Here is a 20,789-nt window from a genome sequence, read left to right as displayed (position 1 = left end):
AACTTATCCTCCGAACAAGCGTTTGAGGAAGCCTTTCTTCTCTTCTTCAATGAAGCGGAAAGGACGTTCTTCTCCCAACAGACGTTCTACGGTATCAGCGTAGGCTTTACCCGCATCGGCGTTGATATCGAGAATAACCGGTTCCCCCTGGTTAGAGGCGCGCAATACTGATTGATCCTCTGGGATCACGCCGACGAGCTTGATGCGCAGGATCTCCAGCACGTCTTCCATGCTCAACATGTCTCCTTTGTGCACGCGACCAGGGTTATAGCGCGTTAACAGCAGGTGCTCTTTAATGGGTTCTTCGCCGTTTTCTGCGCGACGTGATTTCGACGCCAGAATACCTAAAATACGGTCAGAGTCACGAACTGATGAGACTTCCGGGTTGGTGGTAATAATGGCCTCATCAGCGAAATAAAGAGCCATTAATGCACCGGTTTCAATACCCGCCGGTGAGTCACAAACGATAAACTCAAAGTCCATCGCTTTCAGGTCATCAAGAACTTTGGCCACCCCTTCGCGGGTGAGGGCGTCTTTATCGCGAGTTTGCGATGCCGGGAGAATATAGAGGTTATCAGTACGCTTATCCTTAATTAACGCCTGATTTAGCGTTGCATCGCCCTGAATGACGTTGACGAAATCGTAAACGACCCGGCGCTCGCAACCCATAATCAGGTCGAGATTACGCAAGCCGATATCAAAATCGATCACGACAGTTTTCTTTCCCTTCTGGGCCAAACCAGTGGCGATGGCCGCGCTGGAGGTTGTCTTTCCAACGCCCCCTTTCCCCGAAGTAACAACAATAATGCGTGCCATAAAAATTCCTTGTTAAAAAGGGATCAATTTAACGATTGAACGGTCAAAGCGTTTTCGACTAATTGCAGTCGTGCCGCTTTGCCATAAAATTCTGCTGGGATTTTATCGCTCAGCCAGTATTCACCGGCGATAGAGACCAGTTCTGCCATCAGACTCGTACAAAATATTTGTGCTTCCCGATCACCACTTGCCCCGGCTAGCGCACGACCGCGCATCATGCCATAGACATGAATGTTACCATCTGCGATCAATTCTGCCCCTGCGCTAACATGGCTTGTAACAATCAGATCACATTGTGGCGCATAAATGCGCTGACCGGAACGTACAGGGGTATCTATTAAGCGCGTTTTTGTGTCCGGTGTTGTATTTTTCGCAGGAACCTGGGGGGCCGGTGCTGGACGTGGCGCTTTTTCCTTTCCTTCAGTCAGGATTGGCAACCCCATCTTTTCGATTTCAGCTTTCAGCTTCGCATTTTTGCAGCCACTGACACCAATGATCCGCAAGCCTGTTGCTGAGATAGCTTTGTGCATTGCTGGCCAGTTGACCTGTTCTTCGAGGCCACTGACATTGAGTACGATGGGAGCATGATTTAAAAATGCCGGAGCCTGAGCGATTTTGTCTTCCAGCGCCTGATGAATAACCTTAGGTTCTGCCTCATGCAGATGAACCACAGATAAGGTGAAGCTGCTACCTTTAAGCTCGATTGGCGTGTTTGACATCCTGGCCTTACTCAATTAGCTAATTACCATCATCATCAGCGTGCGATGATATTACGAAGACTATAAGGCATGTTATAGTCTGGATTATATTGAGGCAAGTCACCCCCCCATTTATTCAGAGTAAAATTATGTTTTGTGTGATCTATCGAAGTAGTAAACGTGACCAGACCTATTTATATGTTGAAAAAAAAGACGACTTTTCACGTGTTCCAGAGGAGCTGATGAAAGGTTTTGGTCAACCGCAACTTGCGATGATTCTTCCATTGGACGGGAGAAAGAAACTGGTAAATGCCGATATTGAGAAAGTTAAACAGGCCTTAGCTGAGCATGGCTATTATCTTCAATTGCCACCACCTCCTGAGGATTTGCTGAAGCAACATCTTTCTGTGATGGCGAAAAATACAGACAGCACTAAAAAATAACCAATATCCGGCGGTGTCATCATATTTGTCGGAGCGGGTTTTAAGATCCACGATGAAGTGAGAGGAGCGTTATGTATCAACATCACAACTGGCAAGGTGCGCTGCTGGATTATCCGGTGAGTAAAGTAGTTTGTGTTGGCAGTAATTATGCCAGGCATATTAAAGAGATGGGGAGTGAAGTGCCTGAAGAGCCAGTGTTGTTCATTAAACCTGAAACGGCACTGTGCGATCTGCGCCAGCCATTGGCTATCCCCTCAGATTTCGGTGCGGTTCATCATGAAGTGGAACTGGCAGTGTTGATTGGCGCGACGCTACGTCAGGCCACGGAAGAGCATGTGCGAAAAGCTATTGTGGGTTACGGCGTGGCGCTCGATCTGACATTACGTGATATTCAGGCAAAAATGAAGAAAGCCGGGCAGCCGTGGGAAAAGGCCAAAGCGTTTGATAACTCTTGTCCACTTTCCGGGTTTATTCCCGCCGCAGAGTTCACTGGCGATCCGCAAAATATATCGCTGGGGCTGAGCGTAAACGGCGAACAACGCCAACAAGGTACGACTGCGGACATGATCCATAAAATCGTTCCGCTGATTGCTTATATGAGCAAGTTTTTTACCCTCAAGGCCGGTGATGTTGTGTTAACAGGCACGCCTGATGGTGTCGGCTCGCTACACAGTGGCGATGAACTGACTGTTACTTTCGATGGTCATTCTTTGACAACTCGCGTTTTGTAATACTTTTTTGCCGCCTGAATGAGGCGGCAAAACTTGCATCGCTGTGCCAGACTGGTTATAAGGTGCGTTTTAACGTAATGGCGGAACACCTGATGAGCGATATACCTTTCTGGCAAAGTAAAACCCTTGATGAAATGAGCGATGCTGAATGGGAGTCGTTGTGTGATGGTTGTGGTCAGTGCTGCCTGCATAAACTGATGGATGAAGACACCGACGAAATCTACTTCACTAACGTCGCTTGCCGTCAGCTTAATATTAAAACCTGTCAATGTCGGAACTACGAACGCCGCTTCGAGTTTGAACCCGACTGCATTAAATTAACCCGCGAAAACCTGCCAACATTCGAATGGCTACCGATGACCTGTGCTTATCGGTTGCTGGCGGAAGGGAAGACATTGCCAGAGTGGCATCCGCTGATGACTGGTTCGAAAGCGGCAATGCACGGTGAGCGAATCTCTGTACGTCATATTGCAGTGAAAGAATCAGAAGTGATCGACTGGCAGGATCATATACTCAATAAACCGGACTGGGCGCAGTGAGTAGTTGAAACAGAAGGGGTTACTTTCTCGTTTTGAACGGGGCACTGTTGGTGCATCAGAACTGAAATTTACATCCAGAATTGCCAGGGGATTGTCATTATTATTTGCCCCCAATGCGAACAGAAAAATGCCCCTCTGTGCAGTAATGAAGATTGGATTTACTCCTGCACTTAATGCCCGGCGAGCAAATGTGCTGCAATTCATACACCTTACGAACTTATACTGATACTCCTATTTCTCGGTGCTACATTCCTGTATTTATTGCCAGTTTCCAGAGACTGCTTATCTGCTCACTCACGTTTTTTCGAGAGAACGATGATATTTTTCGCGGGTTAGTGGATCTGGTTTCGCTTTTTCGTGGAGAAATAACTGCAAAGGAAAATTCTTAATATCGTCGTTTAATTTGTCGAATGCGGACATGGATTTTATGCAGACCATATAAACATTCTCTGGTCGCTCGTTCTTACAGAATGGTTTTTTGGTGATACTCGTAATGCGGTGACCTGGTCGATGAAACTGGCACTGTATAGTGCCAGTCGCAATTTAGTTGGCTTGCTTTTTCATCATACTGATAATAAACAACAGCGCCGCACACAGCACCACCGACGGGCCTGCTGGCGTATCGTAAAACGCGGAAAAGGTTAAACCACCAGTTACGGCAATCATCCCCACCAAAACCGCGACACCAGCCATCTGCTCCGGCGTGCGGGCAAAACGACGTGCAGTAGCCGCAGGAATAATCAGCAGCGAGGTAATAATCAACGCGCCGACAAATTTCATTGCCACGCCAATCGTCAATGCCGTCACCAGCATCAACAATAATTTTACGCGCTGTAATTTTACGCCATCGACAAACGCCAGATCCGGGCTAATCGTCATCGACAGTAAATTGCGCCATTGCCAGAACAGAATTGCCAGCACGATGACCACGCCAATCGCAATGGAGATAAGATCTTCCGGCGTCACTGCCAGCAAATCACCGAACAGATATGCCATCAAGTCAACGCGAATGTTAGACATCAGGCTGACGACGACCAGACCCAGAGACAAAGCACTGTGCGCCATAATTCCCAATAATGTATCGATCGCCAGTTGTGGGCGCTTTTCCAGCCATACCAGACCGCCCGCCAGCAGCAGCGTAACCGCAATCACTGCATAGAAAGGATTCACATCCAGTAGCAGGCCAAACGCGACGCCAAGTAAAGATGCATGCGCCAGCGTGTCGCCGAAATAAGACATACGGCGCCAGACAACAAACGAACCCAGCGGACCTGCAGCACAGGCCAGCATGATCCCGGCTAACCAACCAGGAAATAATAATTCAATCATGAGCGATCATTTCCCCGACGCAGAATAATCCGCCCCTGTAAATCATGGCGGTGATTATGATGATGGCGATATATACCCAGCTGCTCAGCACCGCGAGGTCCAAACATCGAAATAAATTCTGGATGCAGGGAAACGACTTCCGGTGTGCCGGAACAACAGATGTGGTGATTGAGGCAAAGTACTTCATCGGTTTTTGCCATTACCAGATGCAGATCGTGAGAAACCATTAATACGCCACAATCCAGTTCGCGACGCAGTTGATCAATGAGGTCGTACAACGCAACCTGACCATTTACATCCACGCCTTGAGTGGGTTCATCCAGCACTAATAATTGCGGTTGATTTAACAACGCGCGCGCCAGCAGTACACGCTGCGTTTCGCCGCCAGAGAGCTTTTGCATTGGCGCGTCAATCAGATGCCCGGCCTGAACGCGTTTCAGTGCGGGCAGAATGTCTTCTTTATATGTACCGGGGCGTAAGCGTAAAAAACGGTTTACGGTCAGTGGCAACGTGGTGTCGAGATAGAGCTTTTGCGGCACGTAGCCGATACGCAGTTTTCCGTGGCGCTTGATAACACCTTCATCTGGTGTTACCAGCCCGAGCACAACCCGCACCAGCGTCGACTTACCTGCGCCGTTCGGCCCAAGTAAGGTCAAAATTTTTCCAGGTTTAAGTTCCAGCGACACATCAGAGAGGACGCGGCGTTGGCCAAAAGAAACCGAGACATTTTCCAGGGAAACCAGACTTGTCATGTTAATTTTAGTCTTGCAGTAGTCATGAAATGTTATAATATCACACTTCTTGTATTCATTACGATGATTGGTCGCATTATGTTACATAAAAAAACGCTTCTTTTCGCAGCATTATCCGCCGCTCTCTGGGGTGGTGCAACACAGGCGGCAGATGCCGCCGTTGTTGCTTCGCTTAAACCTATTGGATTCATCGCTTCCGCCATTGCTGATGGGGTAACAGAGACTGAAGTATTACTGCCTGATGGTGCTTCTGAACACGATTATTCACTGCGTCCATCGGATGTAAAACGCTTACAGAACGCGGACTTAGTCGTCTGGGTTGGCCCGGAGATGGAAGCGTTTATGCAAAAGCCGGTGAGCAAATTACCTGAGGCGAAACAGGTAACGATTGCGCAGCTAGATGATGTGAAACCGATGCTGATGAAAAGTATTCACGGCGATGATGATGATCATAACCACGCGGAAAAAAGTGACGAAGATCACCATCACGGCGATTTCAACATGCATCTTTGGCTCTCCCCAGAGATAGCGCGGGCTACAGCGGTTGCAATCCATGAAAAATTAGTGGAACTTATGCCGCAAAGTCGAGCCAAACTTGACGCCAACCTGAAGGATTTTGAGGCACAATTAGTTGCAACCGATAAACAGGTTGGTAATGAGCTCGCGCCGCTCAAGGGAAAAGGTTATTTCGTTTTTCATGATGCTTACGGCTACTTCGAAAAACAATTCGGACTGACACCGCTTGGTCATTTTACCGTTAACCCAGAGATTCAACCGGGCGCGCAGCGTTTACATGAAATAAGAACACAGTTGGTTGAGCAAAAAGCAACCTGCGTTTTTGCTGAACCACAGTTCAGGCCAGCGGTCGTTGAAAGCGTCGCACGAGGGACATCCGTTCGTATGGGAACGTTGGATCCCCTTGGGACGAATATCAAACTGGGTAAAACAAGCTATTCAGAATTTCTGAATCAATTAGCCAACCAGTACGCGAGCTGCCTGAAAGGAGATTAATGAGGAAGTGATTACGTGCAACAGATAGCCCGCTCTGTCGCCCTGGCGTTTAATAATTTACCGCGACCACACCGCGTTATGTTGGGGTCGCTCACCGTTCTTACTCTGGCCGTCGCTGTCTGGCGGCCCTATGTTTACCACCGCGACGCCACGCCAATTGTCAAAACTATTGAGCTGGAACAAAACGAAATCCGTTCACTTTTACCTGAAGCCAGTGAACCGATTGATCAAGCCGCACAAGAAGATGAAGCCATTCCGCAAGATGAACTGGACGACAAGATCGCCGGAGAAGCGGGTGTGCATGAATATGTTGTTTCCACAGGCGATACGCTAAGTAGCATCCTCAATCAATATGGTATTGATATGGGTGATATCACCCAACTGGCTGCTGCGGATAAAGATCTGCGTAACCTGAAAATTGGTCAACAACTCACCTGGACATTAACCGCAGAGGGCGATTTACAACGTCTGACCTGGGAAGTTTCTCGTCGGGAAACGCGTACCTATGACCGCACTGCAGCAAACGGTTTTAAAATGACCAGCGAAATGCAGCAAGGGGAGTGGGTTAATAATCTACTGAAAGGCACTGTAGGGTCGAGCTTTGTTGCCAGCGCCAGAAGTGCTGGTTTAACCAGTGCTGAAGTGAGCGCAGTGATTAAAGCGTTACAGTGGCAGATGGACTTTCGGAAGGTTAAAAAAGGCGATGAATTTGCGGTATTAATGTCACGTGAAATGCTTGATGGCAAACGTGAACAAAGCCAGTTACTGGGCGTACGTTTGCGTTCTGAAGGTAAAGATTACTACGCTATCCGTGCCGAAGATGGCAAGTTCTATGATCGTAACGGTACTGGTCTGGCGAAAGGATTCTTGCGATTCCCGACGGCGAAGCAGTTCCGTATCTCGTCTAACTTTAACCCGCGTCGTCTGAACCCGGTAACAGGCCGCGTTGCGCCGCACAGGGGCGTTGATTTCGCGATGCCACAGGGTACGCCGGTACTTTCGGTGGGTGACGGTGAAGTGGTTGTAGCCAAACGCAGTGGCGCCGCAGGTTATTATGTTGCGATCCGTCATGGCCGCACCTATACCACGCGTTATATGCACCTGCGCAAGATTCTGGTGAAACCGGGGCAGAAGGTAAAACGTGGCGATCGTATCGCGCTTTCTGGTAATACCGGGCGTTCAACCGGGCCGCATTTGCACTATGAAGTATGGATCAACCAGCAGGCCGTAAACCCGCTGACGGCGAAACTGCCGCGTACCGAAGGGCTGACTGGCTCCGATCGCAGTGAGTTCCTGGCGCAGGCCAAAGAGATTGTGCCGCAGCTACAGTTTGATTAATTAACACCCATTCGCAGCCGGTACGCAGTCAGTACCGGCTTTTTTATTTGGTGCGGGGCAAGTTGCGCCGCTACACTATCAGCAGATTGATATTTGCCTTATCCGAAACTGGAAAAGCATGGAAACGAAAAAAAATAATAGTGAATACATTCCTGAGTTTGATAAATCCTTTCGCCATCCGCGTTACTGGGGAGCCTGGTTGGGTGTGGCGGCGATGGCCGGCATTGCCTTAACCCCTCCGAAATTCCGCGATCCCATTCTGGCGCGGCTGGGACGTTTTGCCGGACGATTGGGTAAAAGCTCACGTCGTCGTGCGTTAATCAATCTGTCTCTTTGCTTTCCAGAACGTAGCGAAGCTGAACGCGAAGCGATTGTGGATGAGATGTTTGCCACAGCGCCGCAGGCGATGGCGATGATGGCAGAACTGGCGATACGCGGGCCGGAAAAAATTCAGCCGCGCGTAGACTGGCAGGGACTGGAAATCATCGAAGAGATGCGGCGTAACGACGAGAAAGTGATCTTTCTGGTGCCGCACGGCTGGGCGGTAGATATCCCCGCGATGCTGATGGCCTCGCAAGGGCAGAAAATGGCGGCGATGTTCCATAATCAGGGCAATCCGGTTTTTGATTATGTCTGGAACACCGTGCGTCGTCGTTTTGGCGGTCGTCTACATGCGAGGAATGACGGCATAAAACCGTTCATCCAGTCGGTTCGTCAGGGGTACTGGGGCTATTATTTGCCCGATCAGGATCATGGCCCGGAGCACAGTGAATTTGTTGATTTCTTTGCAACCTATAAAGCGACGCTGCCCGCGATTGGTCGTCTGATGAAAGTGTGTCGTGCGCGTGTCGTACCGTTGTTTCCGATTTATGACGGCAAGACACATCGTTTGACGATTCAGGTGCGCCCGCCGATGGATGACTTGTCAGAGGCAGATGACCATACCATTGCGCGGCGGATGAATGAAGAAGTCGAGATTTTTGTTGGTCCGCGACCAGAGCAATACACCTGGATTTTAAAATTGCTCAAGACACGCAAACCGGGCGAAATCCAGCCGTATAAACGCAAAGATCTTTATCCCATCAAATAGAAAAAGCCTCTCACGAAGAGAGGCTTTCGTCTGATGATAAGTTCAAGTTTGCTTCAGAAAATTCGAAATTAGTTGAATTATCATTGAATTGCAGGCCGGACAAGGCGTTCTCACCGTATCCGGCAATGTACTTACTCTACGGTTAAAATACGCGTGGTATTGGTAGAACCCACGGTACTCATCACATCGCCCTGGGTGACAATTACCAGGTCACCAGACATCAGGTAGCCCTTATCGCGCAGCAGATTTACCGCTTCGCTGGCAGCAACCACGCCATCATTCGCGCTGTCAAAATAGACCGGCGTTACACCACGATAAAGCGCAGTCAGATTCAGGGTGCGCTCATGGCGAGACATCGCAAAAATCGGCAGTCCGGAGCTGATACGGGAAGTCATCAGCGCGGTACGACCTGATTCGGTCATGGTGATGATAGCGGTAACACCTTTCAGGTGGTTAGCCGCATACATCGCGGACATGGCGATAGCTTCTTCCACATTGTCGAACTGAACGTCCAGACGATGTTTAGACACGTTGATGCTTGGGATTTTTTCCGCACCCAGGCAAACGCGCGCCATGGCTGCAACGGTTTCTGACGGATACTGACCCGCAGCGGTTTCTGCAGACAACATTACTGCGTCAGTACCATCCAGCACGGCGTTTGCCACGTCCATAACTTCGGCACGAGTCGGCATTGGGTTGGTAATCATTGACTCCATCATCTGGGTCGCAGTGATTACCGCACGGTTCAGCTGACGCGCGCGACGAATCAACGCTTTCTGAATGCCGACCAGTTCAGGATCGCCAATTTCTACGCCGAGGTCGCCACGTGCAACCATCACCACGTCAGAGGCGAGAATAATGTCGTCCATCGCGTCCTGGCTGCAAACGGCTTCTGCACGTTCAACCTTGGCGACAATTTTCGCATCACAACCTGCGTCGCGCGCCAGACGGCGAGCATAGTTCAGATCTTCGCCGCAGCGAGGGAAGGAGACAGCCAGGTAATCCACGCCAATCAGCGCCGCAGTCTGGATATCTGCTTTATCTTTCTCGGTCAGTGCTTCAGCCGACAGGCCGCCGCCGAGTTTGTTGATCCCTTTATTGTTGGAGAGAGGGCCGCCGACGGTCACTTCGGTGAACACTTTCATGCCCTGGACTTCCAGCACTTTTAACTGAACGCGACCGTCGTCGAGCAGCAAAATATCGCCAGGCACGACGTCAGCAGGCAATCCTTTATAGTCGATACCGACTTTTTCTTTATCGCCTTCACCTTTCCCCAGGTTGGCGTCCAGCAGGAATTTATCCCCAATATTGAGGAATACCTTACCTTCTTTAAAGGTAGATACACGAATCTTTGGCCCCTGAAGGTCACCCAGAATAGCCACATGACGCCCCAGTTTTGCGGCAATTTCACGAACTTTATCCGCGCGCATTTTGTGATCTTCAGGCGAGCCGTGAGAAAAGTTCATACGTACAACGTTTGCGCCGGCAGCGATAACTTTTTCAAGGTTATTATCGCGATCAGTAGCAGGGCCTAACGTGGTAACGATTTTGGTTCTGCGAAGCCTTCTGGACATGTAATACTCCGTTGACTGAAACAACAAGGTGTTGCTTGAACATGAAATCCGAATGAAATAAAGCCATTTTGGCGATAAATTAATCTCATTCGGATGTCGTATAAGATTAGAACAGTGGCAATCGTTTTAACGATCGTCACTTAAATTAAGTAACTGCTTATCAAAACGCGATTCCTTGAGAGCTTCCTTGACCCGCTTCAAGTTATCTCTGAATTTTGCGCCGCGTCGCAAAGTAAATCCTGTTGCCAGCACATCTATCACGGTCAACTGGGCAAGTCGAGAGACCATGGGCATATAAATGTCAGTATCTTCCGGTACGTCGAGGGTAATTGCCAGCGTTGCTTCCCGGGCGAGTGGTGTACCAGCAGAGGTGAGGGCAATCACCATTGCGTCGTTTTCCCGCGCCAGCTGCGCCAGTTCAACCAGATTTTTGGTCCTGCCGGTGTGGGAAATCAACACAACGACGTCTCCATCGCTACAGTTCATACAACTCATTCGCTGCAGTACGATATCGTCCGAGTAGATCACCGGAACATTGAAGCGAAAAAACTTATTCATTGCATCGTGAGCAACAGCGGCAGAAGAACCTAACCCGAAAAAGGCAATTTTCTTCGCCTGGGTGAGGAGATCAACAGCGCGATTGACGGCGGACTTATCCAGCGAGTGGCGGACGTGATCGAGAGTAGCCATTGCCGACTCAAATATTTTCCCTGTGTATGATTCAACGCTGTCATCTTCACTGACGTTGCGATTAACATAGGGTGTGCCATTAGCCAGACTTTGCGCCAGATGCAGTTTAAAATCAGGAAAACCGCGAGTGTCCATGCTGCGACAGAAACGATTGACTGTAGGTTCGCTAACATTGGCTTCCAGTGCCAGCGCAGCAATACTCGAATGGATCGCGTTGTCGGGCGAGACAAGAATGACCTCGGCAACTTTGCGTTCTGATTTGCTCAAATGTTCCAGCTGAGACTGGATTTTTTCCAGCATATTCATGATGTAAAGAGACTCACGGGTAATGACGATTTCCACACTGAAAGAAATCGAAATGCAGTTTTGTCAGATATTACGCCTGTGTGCTGTGTTAATGACAAAAGCAGATAAAAAAGTTGTTATTTTTTTTCATAACATGATCAGTGTCAGATTTTTACCCAAAGGAAAACGATGGTTTTTTTATCAGTTTTGCCGCACTTTACGCGCTTTTGCCGTAATCGCACGGGTGGATAAGCGTTTACAGTTTTCGCAAGCTCGTAAAAGCAGTACAGTGCACCGTAAGAAAATTACAATTATACCCAGGCTTAAGTACCGGGTTAGTTAACTTAAGGAGAATGACATGGCGGTAACGCAAACAGCCCAGGCCTGTGACCTGGTCATTTTCGGCGCGAAAGGCGACCTTGCGCGTCGTAAATTGCTGCCTTCCCTGTATCAACTGGAAAAAGCCGGTCAGCTCAACCCAGACACCCGGATTATCGGCGTAGGGCGTGCTGACTGGGATAAAGCGGCATATACCAAAGTTGTCCGCGAGGCGCTCGAAACTTTCATGAAAGAAACCATTGATGAAGGTTTATGGGACACCCTGAGTGCGCGTCTGGATTTTTGTAATCTCGACGTCAATGATACGGCTGCATTCAGTCGTCTCGGTGCGATGCTGGATCAAAAAAATCGTATCACCATTAACTACTTTGCCATGCCTCCTGGCACCTTTGGTGCAATCTGCAAAGGGCTGGGTGAGGCGAAACTGAACGGCAAACCGGCACGCGTGGTGATGGAAAAACCGCTGGGTACGTCGCTGGCGACCTCGCGTGAAATCAACGATCAGGTAGGCGAATACTTCGAGGAGTGTCAGGTTTACCGTATCGACCACTATCTGGGTAAAGAAACGGTACTGAACCTGCTGGCGCTGCGTTTTGCTAACTCACTGTTTGTGAACAACTGGGACAATCGCACCATTGATCATGTTGAGATCACGGTGGCAGAAGAGGTTGGGATCGAAGGGCGCTGGGGCTATTTCGATAAAGCCGGTCAGATGCGCGATATGATCCAGAACCACCTGCTACAAATTCTCTGCATGATTGCGATGTCTCCGCCGTCTGACCTGAGTGCCGATAGCATCCGGGATGAAAAAGTGAAAGTACTTAAGTCGCTGCGCCGCATTGATCGCTCTAACGTGCGTGAAAAGACGGTGCGTGGGCAGTACACCGCAGGTTTTGCGCAGGGCAAAAAAGTGCCGGGTTATCTGGAAGAAGAGGGCGCGAACAAGAGCAGCAATACAGAAACCTTCGTGGCGATCCGCGTCGACATTGATAACTGGCGCTGGGCCGGTGTGCCATTCTACCTGCGTACTGGTAAACGTCTGCCGACTAAATGCTCTGAAGTGGTGGTCTATTTCAAAACGCCAGAACTGAATCTGTTTAAAGAATCCTGGCAGGATCTGCCGCAGAACAAACTGACTATCCGTTTGCAACCCGATGAGGGTGTGGATATCCAGGTACTGAATAAAGTCCCGGGTCTTGACCACAAACATAACCTGCAAATCACTAAGCTGGATCTGAGCTATTCAGAAACCTTTAATCAGACACATCTGGCTGATGCTTACGAACGTCTGTTGCTGGAAACGATGCGCGGTATTCAGGCATTGTTTGTGCGTCGCGATGAAGTAGAAGAAGCGTGGAAATGGGTGGATTCTATTACTGAAGCCTGGGCGATGGACAACGATGCACCGAAACCGTATCAGGCCGGAACCTGGGGACCTGTTGCCTCGGTGGCGATGATTACTCGTGACGGTCGTTCCTGGAATGAGTTTGAGTAATATCTCGACTTATCCTTACGGGTTATTTTACCGGTAACATGATCTTGCACAGATTGTAGAGTAATTTTTACACTTTTGAGCCTCGTGTGGATTCACCCACGAGGCTTTTTTTATTACACTGACTGAAACGTTTCTGCCCTATGAGCTCCGGTTACAGGCGTTTCAGTCATAATTTTCCTGAATGAAACGCGTTGTGAATCATCCTGCTCTGACAACTCAATTTCAGGAGCCTTTATGAATCCACAATTGTTACGCGTAACAAATCGAATCATTGAACGTTCGCGCGAGACTCGCTCTGCATACCTCGCCCGGATCGAACAAGCGAAAACTTCGACCGTTCATCGTTCGCAGTTGGCATGTGGTAACCTGGCACACGGTTTCGCTGCCTGCCAGCCAGAAGACAAAGCCTCTCTGAAAAGCATGTTGCGTAACAATATTGCTATCATCACCTCCTACAACGACATGCTCTCTGCCCACCAGCCTTATGAACACTACCCGGAGATTATTCGTAAAGCACTGCATGAAGCCAACGCGGTCGGCCAGGTTGCAGGTGGTGTTCCGGCTATGTGCGATGGTGTAACCCAGGGGCAGGACGGCATGGAACTGTCGCTGCTAAGCCGCGAAGTGATTGCAATGTCTGCGGCGGTGGGGCTGTCCCATAATATGTTTGATGGCGCGCTGTTCCTCGGCGTGTGCGACAAGATTGTCCCTGGGCTTACGATGGCGGCTTTGTCGTTCGGTCATCTGCCTGCGGTATTTGTGCCATCAGGTCCAATGGCAAGCGGGTTGCCAAATAAAGAAAAAGTACGTATTCGCCAGCTTTATGCCGAAGGCAAAGTGGATCGTATGGCGCTGCTGGAGTCAGAAGCTGCGTCTTATCATGCGCCGGGAACATGTACTTTCTACGGTACTGCCAACACCAACCAGATGGTGGTGGAGTTTATGGGGATGCAGTTGCCAGGCTCTTCTTTTGTTCATCCGGATTCTCCGCTGCGCGATGCTTTGACCGCTGCCGCTGCGCGTCAGGTTACACGCATGACCGGTAATGGTAATGAATGGATGCCGATCGGTAAGATGATCGATGAGAAAGTGGTGGTGAACGGTATTGTTGCACTGCTGGCGACCGGCGGCTCCACTAACCACACAATGCATCTGGTGGCGATGGCGCGTGCGGCGGGTATTCAGATTAACTGGGATGACTTCTCTGATCTTTCTGATGTCGTACCGCTGATGGCGCGTCTCTACCCGAACGGTCCGGCTGATATTAACCACTTCCAGGCGGCAGGTGGTGTACCGGTGCTGGTGCGTGAACTGCTCAAGGCGGGTCTGCTGCATGAAGATGTCAACACGGTAGCGGGTTTTGGCCTTTCGCGTTATACCCTCGAACCGTGGCTGAATAACGGTGAGCTGGACTGGCGCGAAGGCGCAGAAAAATCGCTCGACAGCAATGTGATTGCTTCCTTCGAGCAGCCTTTCTCTCATCATGGCGGGACAAAAGTGTTAAGCGGTAACCTGGGCCGTGCGGTTATGAAGACCTCTGCCGTACCGGTAGAAAACCAAGTGATTGAAGCGCCTGCGGTTGTTTTTGAAAGCCAACATGACGTTATGCCTGCCTTTGAAGCGGGTTTGCTGGACCGCGATTGTGTCGTTGTTGTCCGTCATCAGGGGCCAAAAGCGAACGGAATGCCAGAATTACATAAACTCATGCCGCCACTTGGTGTATTATTGGACCGGTGTTTCAAAATTGCGTTAGTTACTGATGGACGACTCTCCGGTGCTTCAGGTAAAGTGCCGTCAGCTATCCACGTAACACCAGAAGCCTACGATGGCGGGCTGCTGGCAAAAGTGCGCGACGGGGACATCATTCGTGTGAATGGACAGACAGGCGAACTGACGCTGCTGGTAGACGAAGCGGAACTGGCTGCTCGCGAACCGCACATTCCTGACCTGAGCGCGTCACGCGTGGGAACAGGACGTGAATTATTCAGCGCCTTGCGTGAAAAACTGTCCGGTGCCGAACAGGGCGCAACCTGTATCACTTTTTAAGACGACAAATTTGTAATCAGGCGAGAGAAAACTCTGATGAAAAACTGGAAAACAAGTGCAGAATCAATCCTGACCACCGGCCCGGTTGTACCGGTTATCGTGGTAAAAAAACTGGAACACGCGGTGCCGATGGCAAAAGCGTTGGTTGCTGGTGGGGTGCGCGTTCTGGAAGTGACTCTGCGTACCGAGTGTGCAGTTGATGCTATCCGTGCTATCGCCAAAGAAGTGCCTGAAGCGATTGTGGGTGCCGGTACGGTGCTGAATCCACAGCAACTGGCAGAAGTGACCGAAGCGGGTGCACAGTTCGCAATCAGCCCGGGTCTGACTGAGCCACTGCTGAAAGCGGCGACTGAAGGTACAATTCCTCTGATCCCAGGGATCAGCACTGTTTCCGAACTGATGCTGGGTATGGACTACGGCCTGAAAGAGTTCAAATTCTTCCCGGCTGAAGCTAACGGCGGCGTGAAAGCCCTGCAGGCGATCGCAGGTCCGTTCTCCCAGGTGCGTTTCTGCCCGACTGGTGGTATTTCTCCGGCTAACTACCGTGATTACCTGGCGCTGAAAAGCGTACTGTGCATCGGTGGTTCCTGGCTGGTTCCGGCGGATGCACTGGAAGCGGGCGATTACGACCGTATTACTAAACTGGCGCGTGAAGCAGTAGAAGGCGCTAAGCTGTAAAAGTTAAAAATGCCCGATTGTGAATCGGGCATTTTTGTCGCTTGCTTTTAACAGATTTAACCTTGCACTTTCACCTGACCGGCGGCGTGCTTCGCGCGTTCAATCGCCTCATCAACACTCTCTGCAGTCGCCAGAGCCACACCCAGACGACGGCTGCCATCAATTTCCGGCTTACCAAATAATCTAATCTGTAAACCTGCGCCTACGGCATTCTGCACATTATCAAACGTGACATTCTGACTGGTCAGTTGCGGCAGGATAACGGCTGAAGCGGCTGGACCATACTGGCGGATCTCACCAACAGGCAGTCCAAGGAACGCGCGTACATGCAGGGCAAACTCTGAGAGATCCTGAGAAATTAACGTCACCATCCCGGTGTCATGCGGGCGAGGGGAGACTTCACTGAAAATCACCTCATCACCACAGACAAACAACTCGACACCAAACAGCCCATAACCGCCCAGCGCCAGCACTACTTTACGGGCAATCTCCTGCGCACGTTCAAGGGCAAGTGGGCTCATTTGCTGCGGTTGCCATGATTCACGGTAGTCTCCATCTTCCTGACGATGACCTACTGGCGCACAGAAATGGACACCATCCACGGCGCTGACGGTCAGTAGTGTAATTTCGAAGTCAAACTTAACCACGCCTTCAACAATCACACGACCCGCTCCGGCGCGACCACCTTGCTGGGCGTACTCCCACGCCTGAGCAAGTTGTTCGGCAGAGCGAATAAATGTCTGCCCCTTGCCGGAAGAACTCATCACCGGTTTAACAATACAGGGATAGCCAATGGCGGCAACCGCCTCGCGGAAAAGGTTTTCGCTGTCGGCAAAACGATACGTTGAAGTGGGAATATGCAGCTCTTCTGCCGCCAGACGGCGGATGCCCTCGCGATTCATGGTTAATTTCGTCGCGCGCGCGCAGGGGACAACATTCAGTCCTTCCTCTTCAAGCTGGGTCAGCATATCGGTGGCAATAGCTTCAATCTCCGGCACGATATAGTGCGGCTTTTCCAGTTCAACCACGCGGCGCAATGCATCACCATCCAGCATATTAATGACATGGGAGCGGTGCGCGACATGCATGGCTGGCGCGTCGGCATAGCGATCAACCGCAATCACCTCTACGCCGAGGCGCTGGCACTCGATTGCCACTTCTTTACCCAGTTCACCGGAACCTAATAACATCACGCGAGTTGCTGCCGGACGCAGCGCAGTGCCTAATAACGTCATAACGAATATCCCTTGATTAATTCCGCGTGAAGTATAAACGAAAACGTTTGCGTGTGTCTTTATTGCTTGATTGCTTGCGTTGATTTCTCAACTGAAAAGAAATATACTGTATAAAATTACAGTTATGATGAGAGGCTGCAAATGGCGGTTGAAATTAAATACGTAGTCATTCGTGAGGGCGAAGAGAAGATGTCGTTTACCAGCAAAAAGGAAGCCGATGCTTATGACAAAATGCTTGATACGGCGGATCTGCTCGACACCTGGCTGGCAAATTCCCCGGTCAAAATGGAAGACGAGCAACGTGAAGCTCTTTCACTGTGGCTGGCAGAACAGAAAGATGTCCTGAGTACCATTCTGAAAACAGGCAAATTACCGTCTCCGCAGGTGGTCGATAATAGCAACGATGCGGAAGATGAGACCCACGCCGCCTGAAGCAACTTGCGCTCCTGACAATTTGTACCATGCTTTCTCCTGAATCATTGTGCTATGGAGAAAAACATGAAAAAAAGAGGAGCGTTGTTGGGGCTGTTACTGCTTTCTGCCTGCGCATCAGTTTTCGCTGCAAATAACGAAACCAGCAAGTCGGTAACTTTCCCAAAGTGTGAAGGTCTGGATGCGGCCGGAATTGCCGCGAGTGTAAAACGCGATTATCAACAAAACCGCGTAGCGCGCTGGGCAGACGATCAAAAAATCGTTGGTCAGGCAGATCCGGTAGCGTGGGTCAGTTTGCAGGATATTCAGGGTAAAGATGATAAATGGTCAGTTCCGCTGACTGTGCGCGGTAAAAGTGCCGATATTCATTATCAGGTAAGCGTGGACTGTAAAGCGGGAATGGCCGAGTATCAGCGTCGTTAATGGCTAGTAGTCATTGCGCATCATTCCTGGCGGATGCGGCGTAAAAGCTTGTCCGCCTTACAATACTTCAGACCCGTAGGCATGATAAGGCGCGACCGCATCGCAGCAGGCAATCAGCAACAGATAATCCCAATCAATCCTTCCCCCAAATTTCCAACATAGCAGCTCCACAGCAAGCACCTTATCTGACGCGAATTTCCGTCGCTGACTTCCTTTTCGGTCCGCTTATTTGCGCATCTTTTGCCGCAATATACACTTTCTGACATCCTCATCCGCTATGCTACAGGCACTAAAAATGGTTATTGAGGAGCAAATATGGCTAACTGGTTAAATCAACTGCAATCCCTTCTTGGGCAAAACAGTTCTTCTACCTCCTCGTCTACGGATCAGGGATTGGGCAAACTTTTAGTGCCGGGCGCATTAGGCGGGCTGGCAGGGCTGCTGGTCGCAAATAAATCAGCACGTAAACTTCTCACGAAATATGGCACCAATGCGTTGTTGGTTGGTGGCGGAGCGGTAGCGGGTACGGTGCTGTGGAACAAATACAAAGATAAAATTCGTGCGGCGCATCAGGATGAACCGCAATTCGGCATTCAAAGCACGCCGCTGGATGAGCGTACGGAACGTTTGATCCTTGCACTGGTCTTTGCCGCTAAAAGTGATGGTCATATTGATGCCAAAGAACGTGCGGCTATCGACCAGCAATTGCGTGAAGCTGGTGTGGAGGAGCAGGGACGTGTTCTCATTGAGCAGGCAATTGAACAACCGCTGGATCCGCAGCGCCTGGCGAATGGGATTCGTAATGAAGAAGAGGCGCTGGAAATCTATTTCTTGAGCTGTGCAGCTATTGATATTGATCATTTCATGGAGCGTAGCTACCTGAATGCATTGGGCGACGCGCTGAAAATTCCCCAGGATGTTCGTGAAGGGATCGAACGCGATCTCGAACAGCAAAAGCGCACTTTGGCGGAATAATTCCGCTCTCTGGATAGCCTGACAGTGGACTATTTCGGGCTATCCAAAACCGCACAGCCATTTGAACAGACTGATTTTCTCTGTCAGCATATCATTCGATATCCACGCCATTACCTGTCATCATCTGAGCAATGACTACCCTGTTTCGCTTGCATCCCGGGTGAGTTTTGCCACCCTTATAAGATGTTTCAACCAGAAAGAACAATAACATGCTACCAAAAGCCGCCCGCATTCCCCACGCCATGACGCTTCATGGCGATACGCGCATCGATAATTACTACTGGCTGCGGGACGACACTCGCTCGCAGCCGGAAGTACTGGACTACCTGCAACAAGAAAATAGCTACGGTCATCGGGTGATGGCCTCGCAACAAGCCTTGCAGGATCGCATATTAAAGGAAATTATCGACCGCATTCCGCAAAGAGAAGTTTCTGCGCCCTACATCAAAAATGGCTACCGCTACCGGCATATTTATGAACCTGGCTGTGAATATGCCATCTACCAGCGTCAGTCGGCGTTCAGTGAAGAGTGGGATGAGTGGGAAACATTGCTCGATGCCAACAAGCGCGCGGCGCACAGTGAGTTTTATTCGATGGGCGGAATGGCAATTACCCCCGATAACACCATTATGGCGCTGGCAGAAGATTTCCTTTCGCGACGCCAGTACGGCATCCGTTTTCGCAATCTTGAAACGGGCAACTGGTATCCCGAATTGCTGGATAATGTCGATCTCAGCTTTGTCTGGGCGAATGACTCGTGGACTTTCTATTATGTGCGTAAGCATCCGGTGACGCTGCTGCCTTATCAGGTTTGGCGCCACGCCATCGGGACTCCGGCATCGCAAGATAAACTGATCTACGAAGAAAAAGACGATACCTATTACGTCAGTTTGCATAAAACGACATCGAAGCACTATGTAGTCATTCACCTGGCCAGCGCCACCACCAGTGAAGTTCGCTTGCTGGACGCGGAAATGGCCGATGCCGAGCCGTTTGTTTTTCTGCCGCGCCGCAAAGATCACGAATACAGTCTTGATCACTACCAGCATCGGTTTTATGTGCGTTCCAATCGTAACGGCAAAAACTTTGGCTTATACCGTACCCGTATGCGCGATGAGCAACAGTGGGAAGAGTTAATTCCGCCACGCGATAACATCATGCTGGAAGGGTTTACGCTGTTTACCGACTGGCTGGTGGTTGAAGAGCGTCAGCGCGGGTTAACCAGTTTGCGCCAAATTAACCGCAAGACACGGGAAGTCATCGGCATTGCCTTTGATGATCCGGCCTACGTGACCTGGATTGCCTACAATCCAGAACCTGAAACCGCGCGATTGCGTTACGGTTATTCCTCCATGACCACGCCAGATACTTTGTTTGAACTGGATATGGATACCGGCGAGCGCCGCGTGCTGAAACAAACTGAAGTACCCGGTTTTGATGCGGCGAATTACCGCAGTGAACACTTGTGGATCACTGCCCGGGATGGCGTCGAAGTTCCGGTTTCGCTGGTCTATCATCGTAAGCACTTCCAGAAAGGCAACAATCCGCTGTTGGTATACGGTTATGGTTCTTACGGCGCAAGCATTGATGCCGATTTCAGTTTTAGCCGCCTGAGTTTGTTGGATCGTGGATTTGTCTACGCCATTGTGCATGTTCGTGGTGGCGGCGAACTGGGGCAACAATGGTACGAAGACGGTAAATTCCTGAAGAAGAAAAATACGTTTAATGATTACCTTGATGCCTGCGATGCATTGTTAAAACTGGGCTATGGCTCTCCTTCGCTCTGTTATGCAATGGGAGGCAGTGCGGGGGGAATGGATTTGCCCCTATATTTCCAGACACCTGTTATCACTTAACCCATTACTGGCCT

At 50.1% G+C, this 20,789-nt stretch carries 20 protein-coding genes and 1 pseudogene; 14 read left to right on the top strand and 7 right to left on the bottom strand.

Features of this window, described 5'->3' with window-relative positions; all coding sequences use genetic code 11:
• Nucleotides 1-3 precede the first annotated feature (3 nt).
• Together minD and minC are read right to left on the bottom strand one after the other, a co-directional pair.
• Nucleotides 4-816 (bottom strand): septum site-determining protein MinD, encoded by an 813-nt coding sequence (gene minD / locus BEG40_RS20155; protein WP_000101043.1) that lies wholly within the window; start codon nt 814-816, stop codon nt 4-6.
• Between the two features lie 23 nt (nt 817-839).
• Nucleotides 840-1,535, bottom strand: a complete 696-nt coding sequence (minC, locus tag BEG40_RS20150; RefSeq protein WP_010345785.1) for a septum site-determining protein MinC — start codon at nt 1,533-1,535, stop codon at nt 840-842.
• Between the two features lie 128 nt (nt 1,536-1,663).
• Between minC and BEG40_RS20145 the strand changes: the two genes are divergently transcribed.
• The 3 genes from BEG40_RS20145 to ycgN all read left to right on the top strand — a co-directional run bounded on the left by BEG40_RS20145 (nt 1,664) and on the right by ycgN (nt 3,227).
• Entirely contained in the window at nt 1,664-1,957 is a 294-nt protein-coding gene (locus BEG40_RS20145) for a YcgL domain-containing protein (protein WP_001516252.1), read from the top strand.
• A 71-nt stretch (nt 1,958-2,028) separates the two neighbouring features.
• Complete coding sequence (locus tag BEG40_RS20140) at nt 2,029-2,688, top strand: fumarylacetoacetate hydrolase family protein (protein ID WP_105286011.1); 660 nt, start codon at nt 2,029-2,031, stop codon at nt 2,686-2,688.
• Between the two features lie 92 nt (nt 2,689-2,780).
• On the top strand, nt 2,781-3,227 hold the full coding sequence (gene ycgN / locus BEG40_RS20135) for a cysteine cluster protein YcgN (RefSeq protein ID WP_016231670.1): 447 nt from the start codon (nt 2,781-2,783) through the stop codon (nt 3,225-3,227).
• A gap of 543 nt (nt 3,228-3,770) precedes the next feature.
• Here the strand turns inward: ycgN and znuB are convergent.
• Both znuB and znuC read right to left on the bottom strand, forming a co-directional pair.
• Nucleotides 3,771-4,556 (bottom strand): zinc ABC transporter permease subunit ZnuB, encoded by a 786-nt coding sequence (znuB, locus tag BEG40_RS20130; RefSeq protein WP_000571469.1) that lies wholly within the window; start codon nt 4,554-4,556, stop codon nt 3,771-3,773.
• On the bottom strand, nt 4,553-5,308 hold the full coding sequence (gene znuC / locus BEG40_RS20125) for a zinc ABC transporter ATP-binding protein ZnuC (protein ID WP_000202981.1): 756 nt from the start codon (nt 5,306-5,308) through the stop codon (nt 4,553-4,555). The genes znuB and znuC overlap by 4 nt, the downstream gene beginning before the upstream one ends.
• 78 nt (nt 5,309-5,386) lie before the next feature.
• Here znuC and znuA point away from each other — a divergent pair, with 78 nt between their 5' ends.
• From znuA to lpxM, 3 genes are all read left to right on the top strand, one after another.
• Nucleotides 5,387-6,319 carry a zinc ABC transporter substrate-binding protein ZnuA gene (znuA, locus tag BEG40_RS20120; RefSeq protein WP_024195121.1) on the top strand — a complete coding sequence of 311 codons (933 nt, stop codon included), beginning with the start codon at nt 5,387-5,389 and terminating at the stop codon, nt 6,317-6,319.
• Nucleotides 6,320-6,334: 15 nt separating this feature from the next.
• Nucleotides 6,335-7,657, top strand: a complete 1,323-nt coding sequence (gene mepM, locus BEG40_RS20115) for a murein DD-endopeptidase MepM (RefSeq protein WP_001184035.1) — start codon at nt 6,335-6,337, stop codon at nt 7,655-7,657.
• Nucleotides 7,658-7,775: 118 nt separating this feature from the next.
• Entirely contained in the window at nt 7,776-8,747 is a 972-nt protein-coding gene (lpxM, locus tag BEG40_RS20110) for a lauroyl-Kdo(2)-lipid IV(A) myristoyltransferase (RefSeq protein WP_010357026.1), read from the top strand.
• Between the two features lie 131 nt (nt 8,748-8,878).
• On the opposite strand, the gene pyk is transcribed toward lpxM, so the two are convergent.
• On the bottom strand, nt 8,879-10,321 hold the full coding sequence (gene pyk / locus BEG40_RS20105) for a pyruvate kinase (protein ID WP_000091160.1): 1,443 nt from the start codon (nt 10,319-10,321) through the stop codon (nt 8,879-8,881).
• Between the two features lie 126 nt (nt 10,322-10,447).
• On the bottom strand, nt 10,448-11,317 hold the full coding sequence (hexR, locus tag BEG40_RS20100) for a DNA-binding transcriptional regulator HexR (protein WP_001056712.1): 870 nt from the start codon (nt 11,315-11,317) through the stop codon (nt 10,448-10,450).
• 22 nt (nt 11,318-11,339) lie between these two features.
• Here hexR and BEG40_RS21875 point away from each other — a divergent pair, with 22 nt between their 5' ends.
• The 4 genes from BEG40_RS21875 (at nt 11,340) to kdgA (ending at nt 15,854) form a co-directional block, all read left to right on the top strand.
• Nucleotides 11,340-11,639 carry a hypothetical protein gene (locus BEG40_RS21875; RefSeq protein WP_000156104.1) on the top strand — a complete coding sequence of 100 codons (300 nt, stop codon included), beginning with the start codon at nt 11,340-11,342 and terminating at the stop codon, nt 11,637-11,639.
• Between the two features lie 15 nt (nt 11,640-11,654).
• On the top strand, nt 11,655-13,130 hold the full coding sequence (gene zwf / locus BEG40_RS20090; RefSeq protein WP_000301722.1) for a glucose-6-phosphate dehydrogenase: 1,476 nt from the start codon (nt 11,655-11,657) through the stop codon (nt 13,128-13,130).
• A 234-nt stretch (nt 13,131-13,364) separates the two neighbouring features.
• A complete protein-coding gene (gene edd / locus BEG40_RS20085; RefSeq protein ID WP_001069467.1) occupies nt 13,365-15,176 on the top strand; it encodes a phosphogluconate dehydratase in 1,812 nt (603 codons plus the stop codon).
• 36 nt (nt 15,177-15,212) lie between these two features.
• Complete coding sequence (gene kdgA, locus BEG40_RS20080; RefSeq protein WP_000800512.1) at nt 15,213-15,854, top strand: bifunctional 4-hydroxy-2-oxoglutarate aldolase/2-dehydro-3-deoxy-phosphogluconate aldolase; 642 nt, start codon at nt 15,213-15,215, stop codon at nt 15,852-15,854.
• 56 nt (nt 15,855-15,910) lie between these two features.
• On the opposite strand, the gene purT is transcribed toward kdgA, so the two are convergent.
• On the bottom strand, nt 15,911-17,089 hold the full coding sequence (gene purT, locus BEG40_RS20075; protein WP_105286010.1) for a formate-dependent phosphoribosylglycinamide formyltransferase: 1,179 nt from the start codon (nt 17,087-17,089) through the stop codon (nt 15,911-15,913).
• Between the two features lie 141 nt (nt 17,090-17,230).
• On the opposite strand from purT, the gene yebG reads away from it, so the two are divergent.
• The 4 genes and pseudogenes from yebG to BEG40_RS20055 form a co-directional block, all read left to right on the top strand.
• Nucleotides 17,231-17,521 carry a DNA damage-inducible protein YebG gene (yebG, locus tag BEG40_RS20070; RefSeq protein ID WP_000257576.1) on the top strand — a complete coding sequence of 97 codons (291 nt, stop codon included), beginning with the start codon at nt 17,231-17,233 and terminating at the stop codon, nt 17,519-17,521.
• A gap of 66 nt (nt 17,522-17,587) precedes the next feature.
• The gene (yebF, locus tag BEG40_RS20065; RefSeq protein ID WP_010345796.1) at nt 17,588-17,944 is read left to right on the top strand and encodes a protein YebF; all 357 of its coding nucleotides are present in this window, start codon (nt 17,588-17,590) and stop codon (nt 17,942-17,944) included.
• Between the two features lie 315 nt (nt 17,945-18,259).
• Nucleotides 18,260-18,919 (top strand): tellurite resistance TerB family protein, encoded by a 660-nt coding sequence (locus BEG40_RS20060; RefSeq protein WP_021550649.1) that lies wholly within the window; start codon nt 18,260-18,262, stop codon nt 18,917-18,919.
• A 209-nt stretch (nt 18,920-19,128) separates the two neighbouring features.
• A pseudogene (locus tag BEG40_RS20055) lies at nt 19,129-20,736 on the top strand (prolyl oligopeptidase family serine peptidase); the annotation flags it as partial.
• Nucleotides 20,737-20,789 lie beyond the last annotated feature (53 nt).

The sequence above is a fragment of the Escherichia sp. MOD1-EC5495 genome (genome assembly GCF_002965965.1).
Taxonomy (GTDB): Bacteria; Pseudomonadota; Gammaproteobacteria; order Enterobacterales; family Enterobacteriaceae; genus Escherichia; species Escherichia ruysiae.
The sequence above is the reverse complement of the archived record's forward strand: the minus strand, read 5'-3'. Positions and strand labels throughout refer to the sequence as shown.

What these genes read in the sequence shown, in the direction of transcription:
- minD (WP_000101043.1), bottom strand. Translation starts at nt 816, where the DNA reads ATGGCACGCATTATTGTTGTTACTTCGGGGAAAGGGGGCGTTGGAAAG.
- minC (WP_010345785.1), bottom strand. Translation starts at nt 1,535, where the DNA reads ATGTCAAACACGCCAATCGAGCTTAAAGGTAGCAGCTTCACCTTATCT.
- BEG40_RS20145 (WP_001516252.1), top strand. Translation starts at nt 1,664, where the DNA reads ATGTTTTGTGTGATCTATCGAAGTAGTAAACGTGACCAGACCTATTTA.
- BEG40_RS20140 (WP_105286011.1), top strand. Translation starts at nt 2,029, where the DNA reads ATGTATCAACATCACAACTGGCAAGGTGCGCTGCTGGATTATCCGGTG.
- ycgN (WP_016231670.1), top strand. Translation starts at nt 2,781, where the DNA reads ATGAGCGATATACCTTTCTGGCAAAGTAAAACCCTTGATGAAATGAGC.
- znuB (WP_000571469.1), bottom strand. Translation starts at nt 4,556, where the DNA reads ATGATTGAATTATTATTTCCTGGTTGGTTAGCCGGGATCATGCTGGCC.
- znuC (WP_000202981.1), bottom strand. Translation starts at nt 5,308, where the DNA reads ATGACAAGTCTGGTTTCCCTGGAAAATGTCTCGGTTTCTTTTGGCCAA.
- znuA (WP_024195121.1), top strand. Translation starts at nt 5,387, where the DNA reads ATGTTACATAAAAAAACGCTTCTTTTCGCAGCATTATCCGCCGCTCTC.
- lpxM (WP_010357026.1), top strand. Translation starts at nt 7,776, where the DNA reads ATGGAAACGAAAAAAAATAATAGTGAATACATTCCTGAGTTTGATAAA.
- pyk (WP_000091160.1), bottom strand. Translation starts at nt 10,321, where the DNA reads ATGTCCAGAAGGCTTCGCAGAACCAAAATCGTTACCACGTTAGGCCCT.
- hexR (WP_001056712.1), bottom strand. Translation starts at nt 11,317, where the DNA reads ATGAATATGCTGGAAAAAATCCAGTCTCAGCTGGAACATTTGAGCAAA.
- BEG40_RS21875 (WP_000156104.1), top strand. Translation starts at nt 11,340, where the DNA reads ATGACGATTTCCACACTGAAAGAAATCGAAATGCAGTTTTGTCAGATA.
- zwf (WP_000301722.1), top strand. Translation starts at nt 11,655, where the DNA reads ATGGCGGTAACGCAAACAGCCCAGGCCTGTGACCTGGTCATTTTCGGC.
- edd (WP_001069467.1), top strand. Translation starts at nt 13,365, where the DNA reads ATGAATCCACAATTGTTACGCGTAACAAATCGAATCATTGAACGTTCG.
- kdgA (WP_000800512.1), top strand. Translation starts at nt 15,213, where the DNA reads ATGAAAAACTGGAAAACAAGTGCAGAATCAATCCTGACCACCGGCCCG.
- purT (WP_105286010.1), bottom strand. Translation starts at nt 17,089, where the DNA reads ATGACGTTATTAGGCACTGCGCTGCGTCCGGCAGCAACTCGCGTGATG.
- yebG (WP_000257576.1), top strand. Translation starts at nt 17,231, where the DNA reads ATGGCGGTTGAAATTAAATACGTAGTCATTCGTGAGGGCGAAGAGAAG.
- yebF (WP_010345796.1), top strand. Translation starts at nt 17,588, where the DNA reads ATGAAAAAAAGAGGAGCGTTGTTGGGGCTGTTACTGCTTTCTGCCTGC.
- BEG40_RS20060 (WP_021550649.1), top strand. Translation starts at nt 18,260, where the DNA reads ATGGCTAACTGGTTAAATCAACTGCAATCCCTTCTTGGGCAAAACAGT.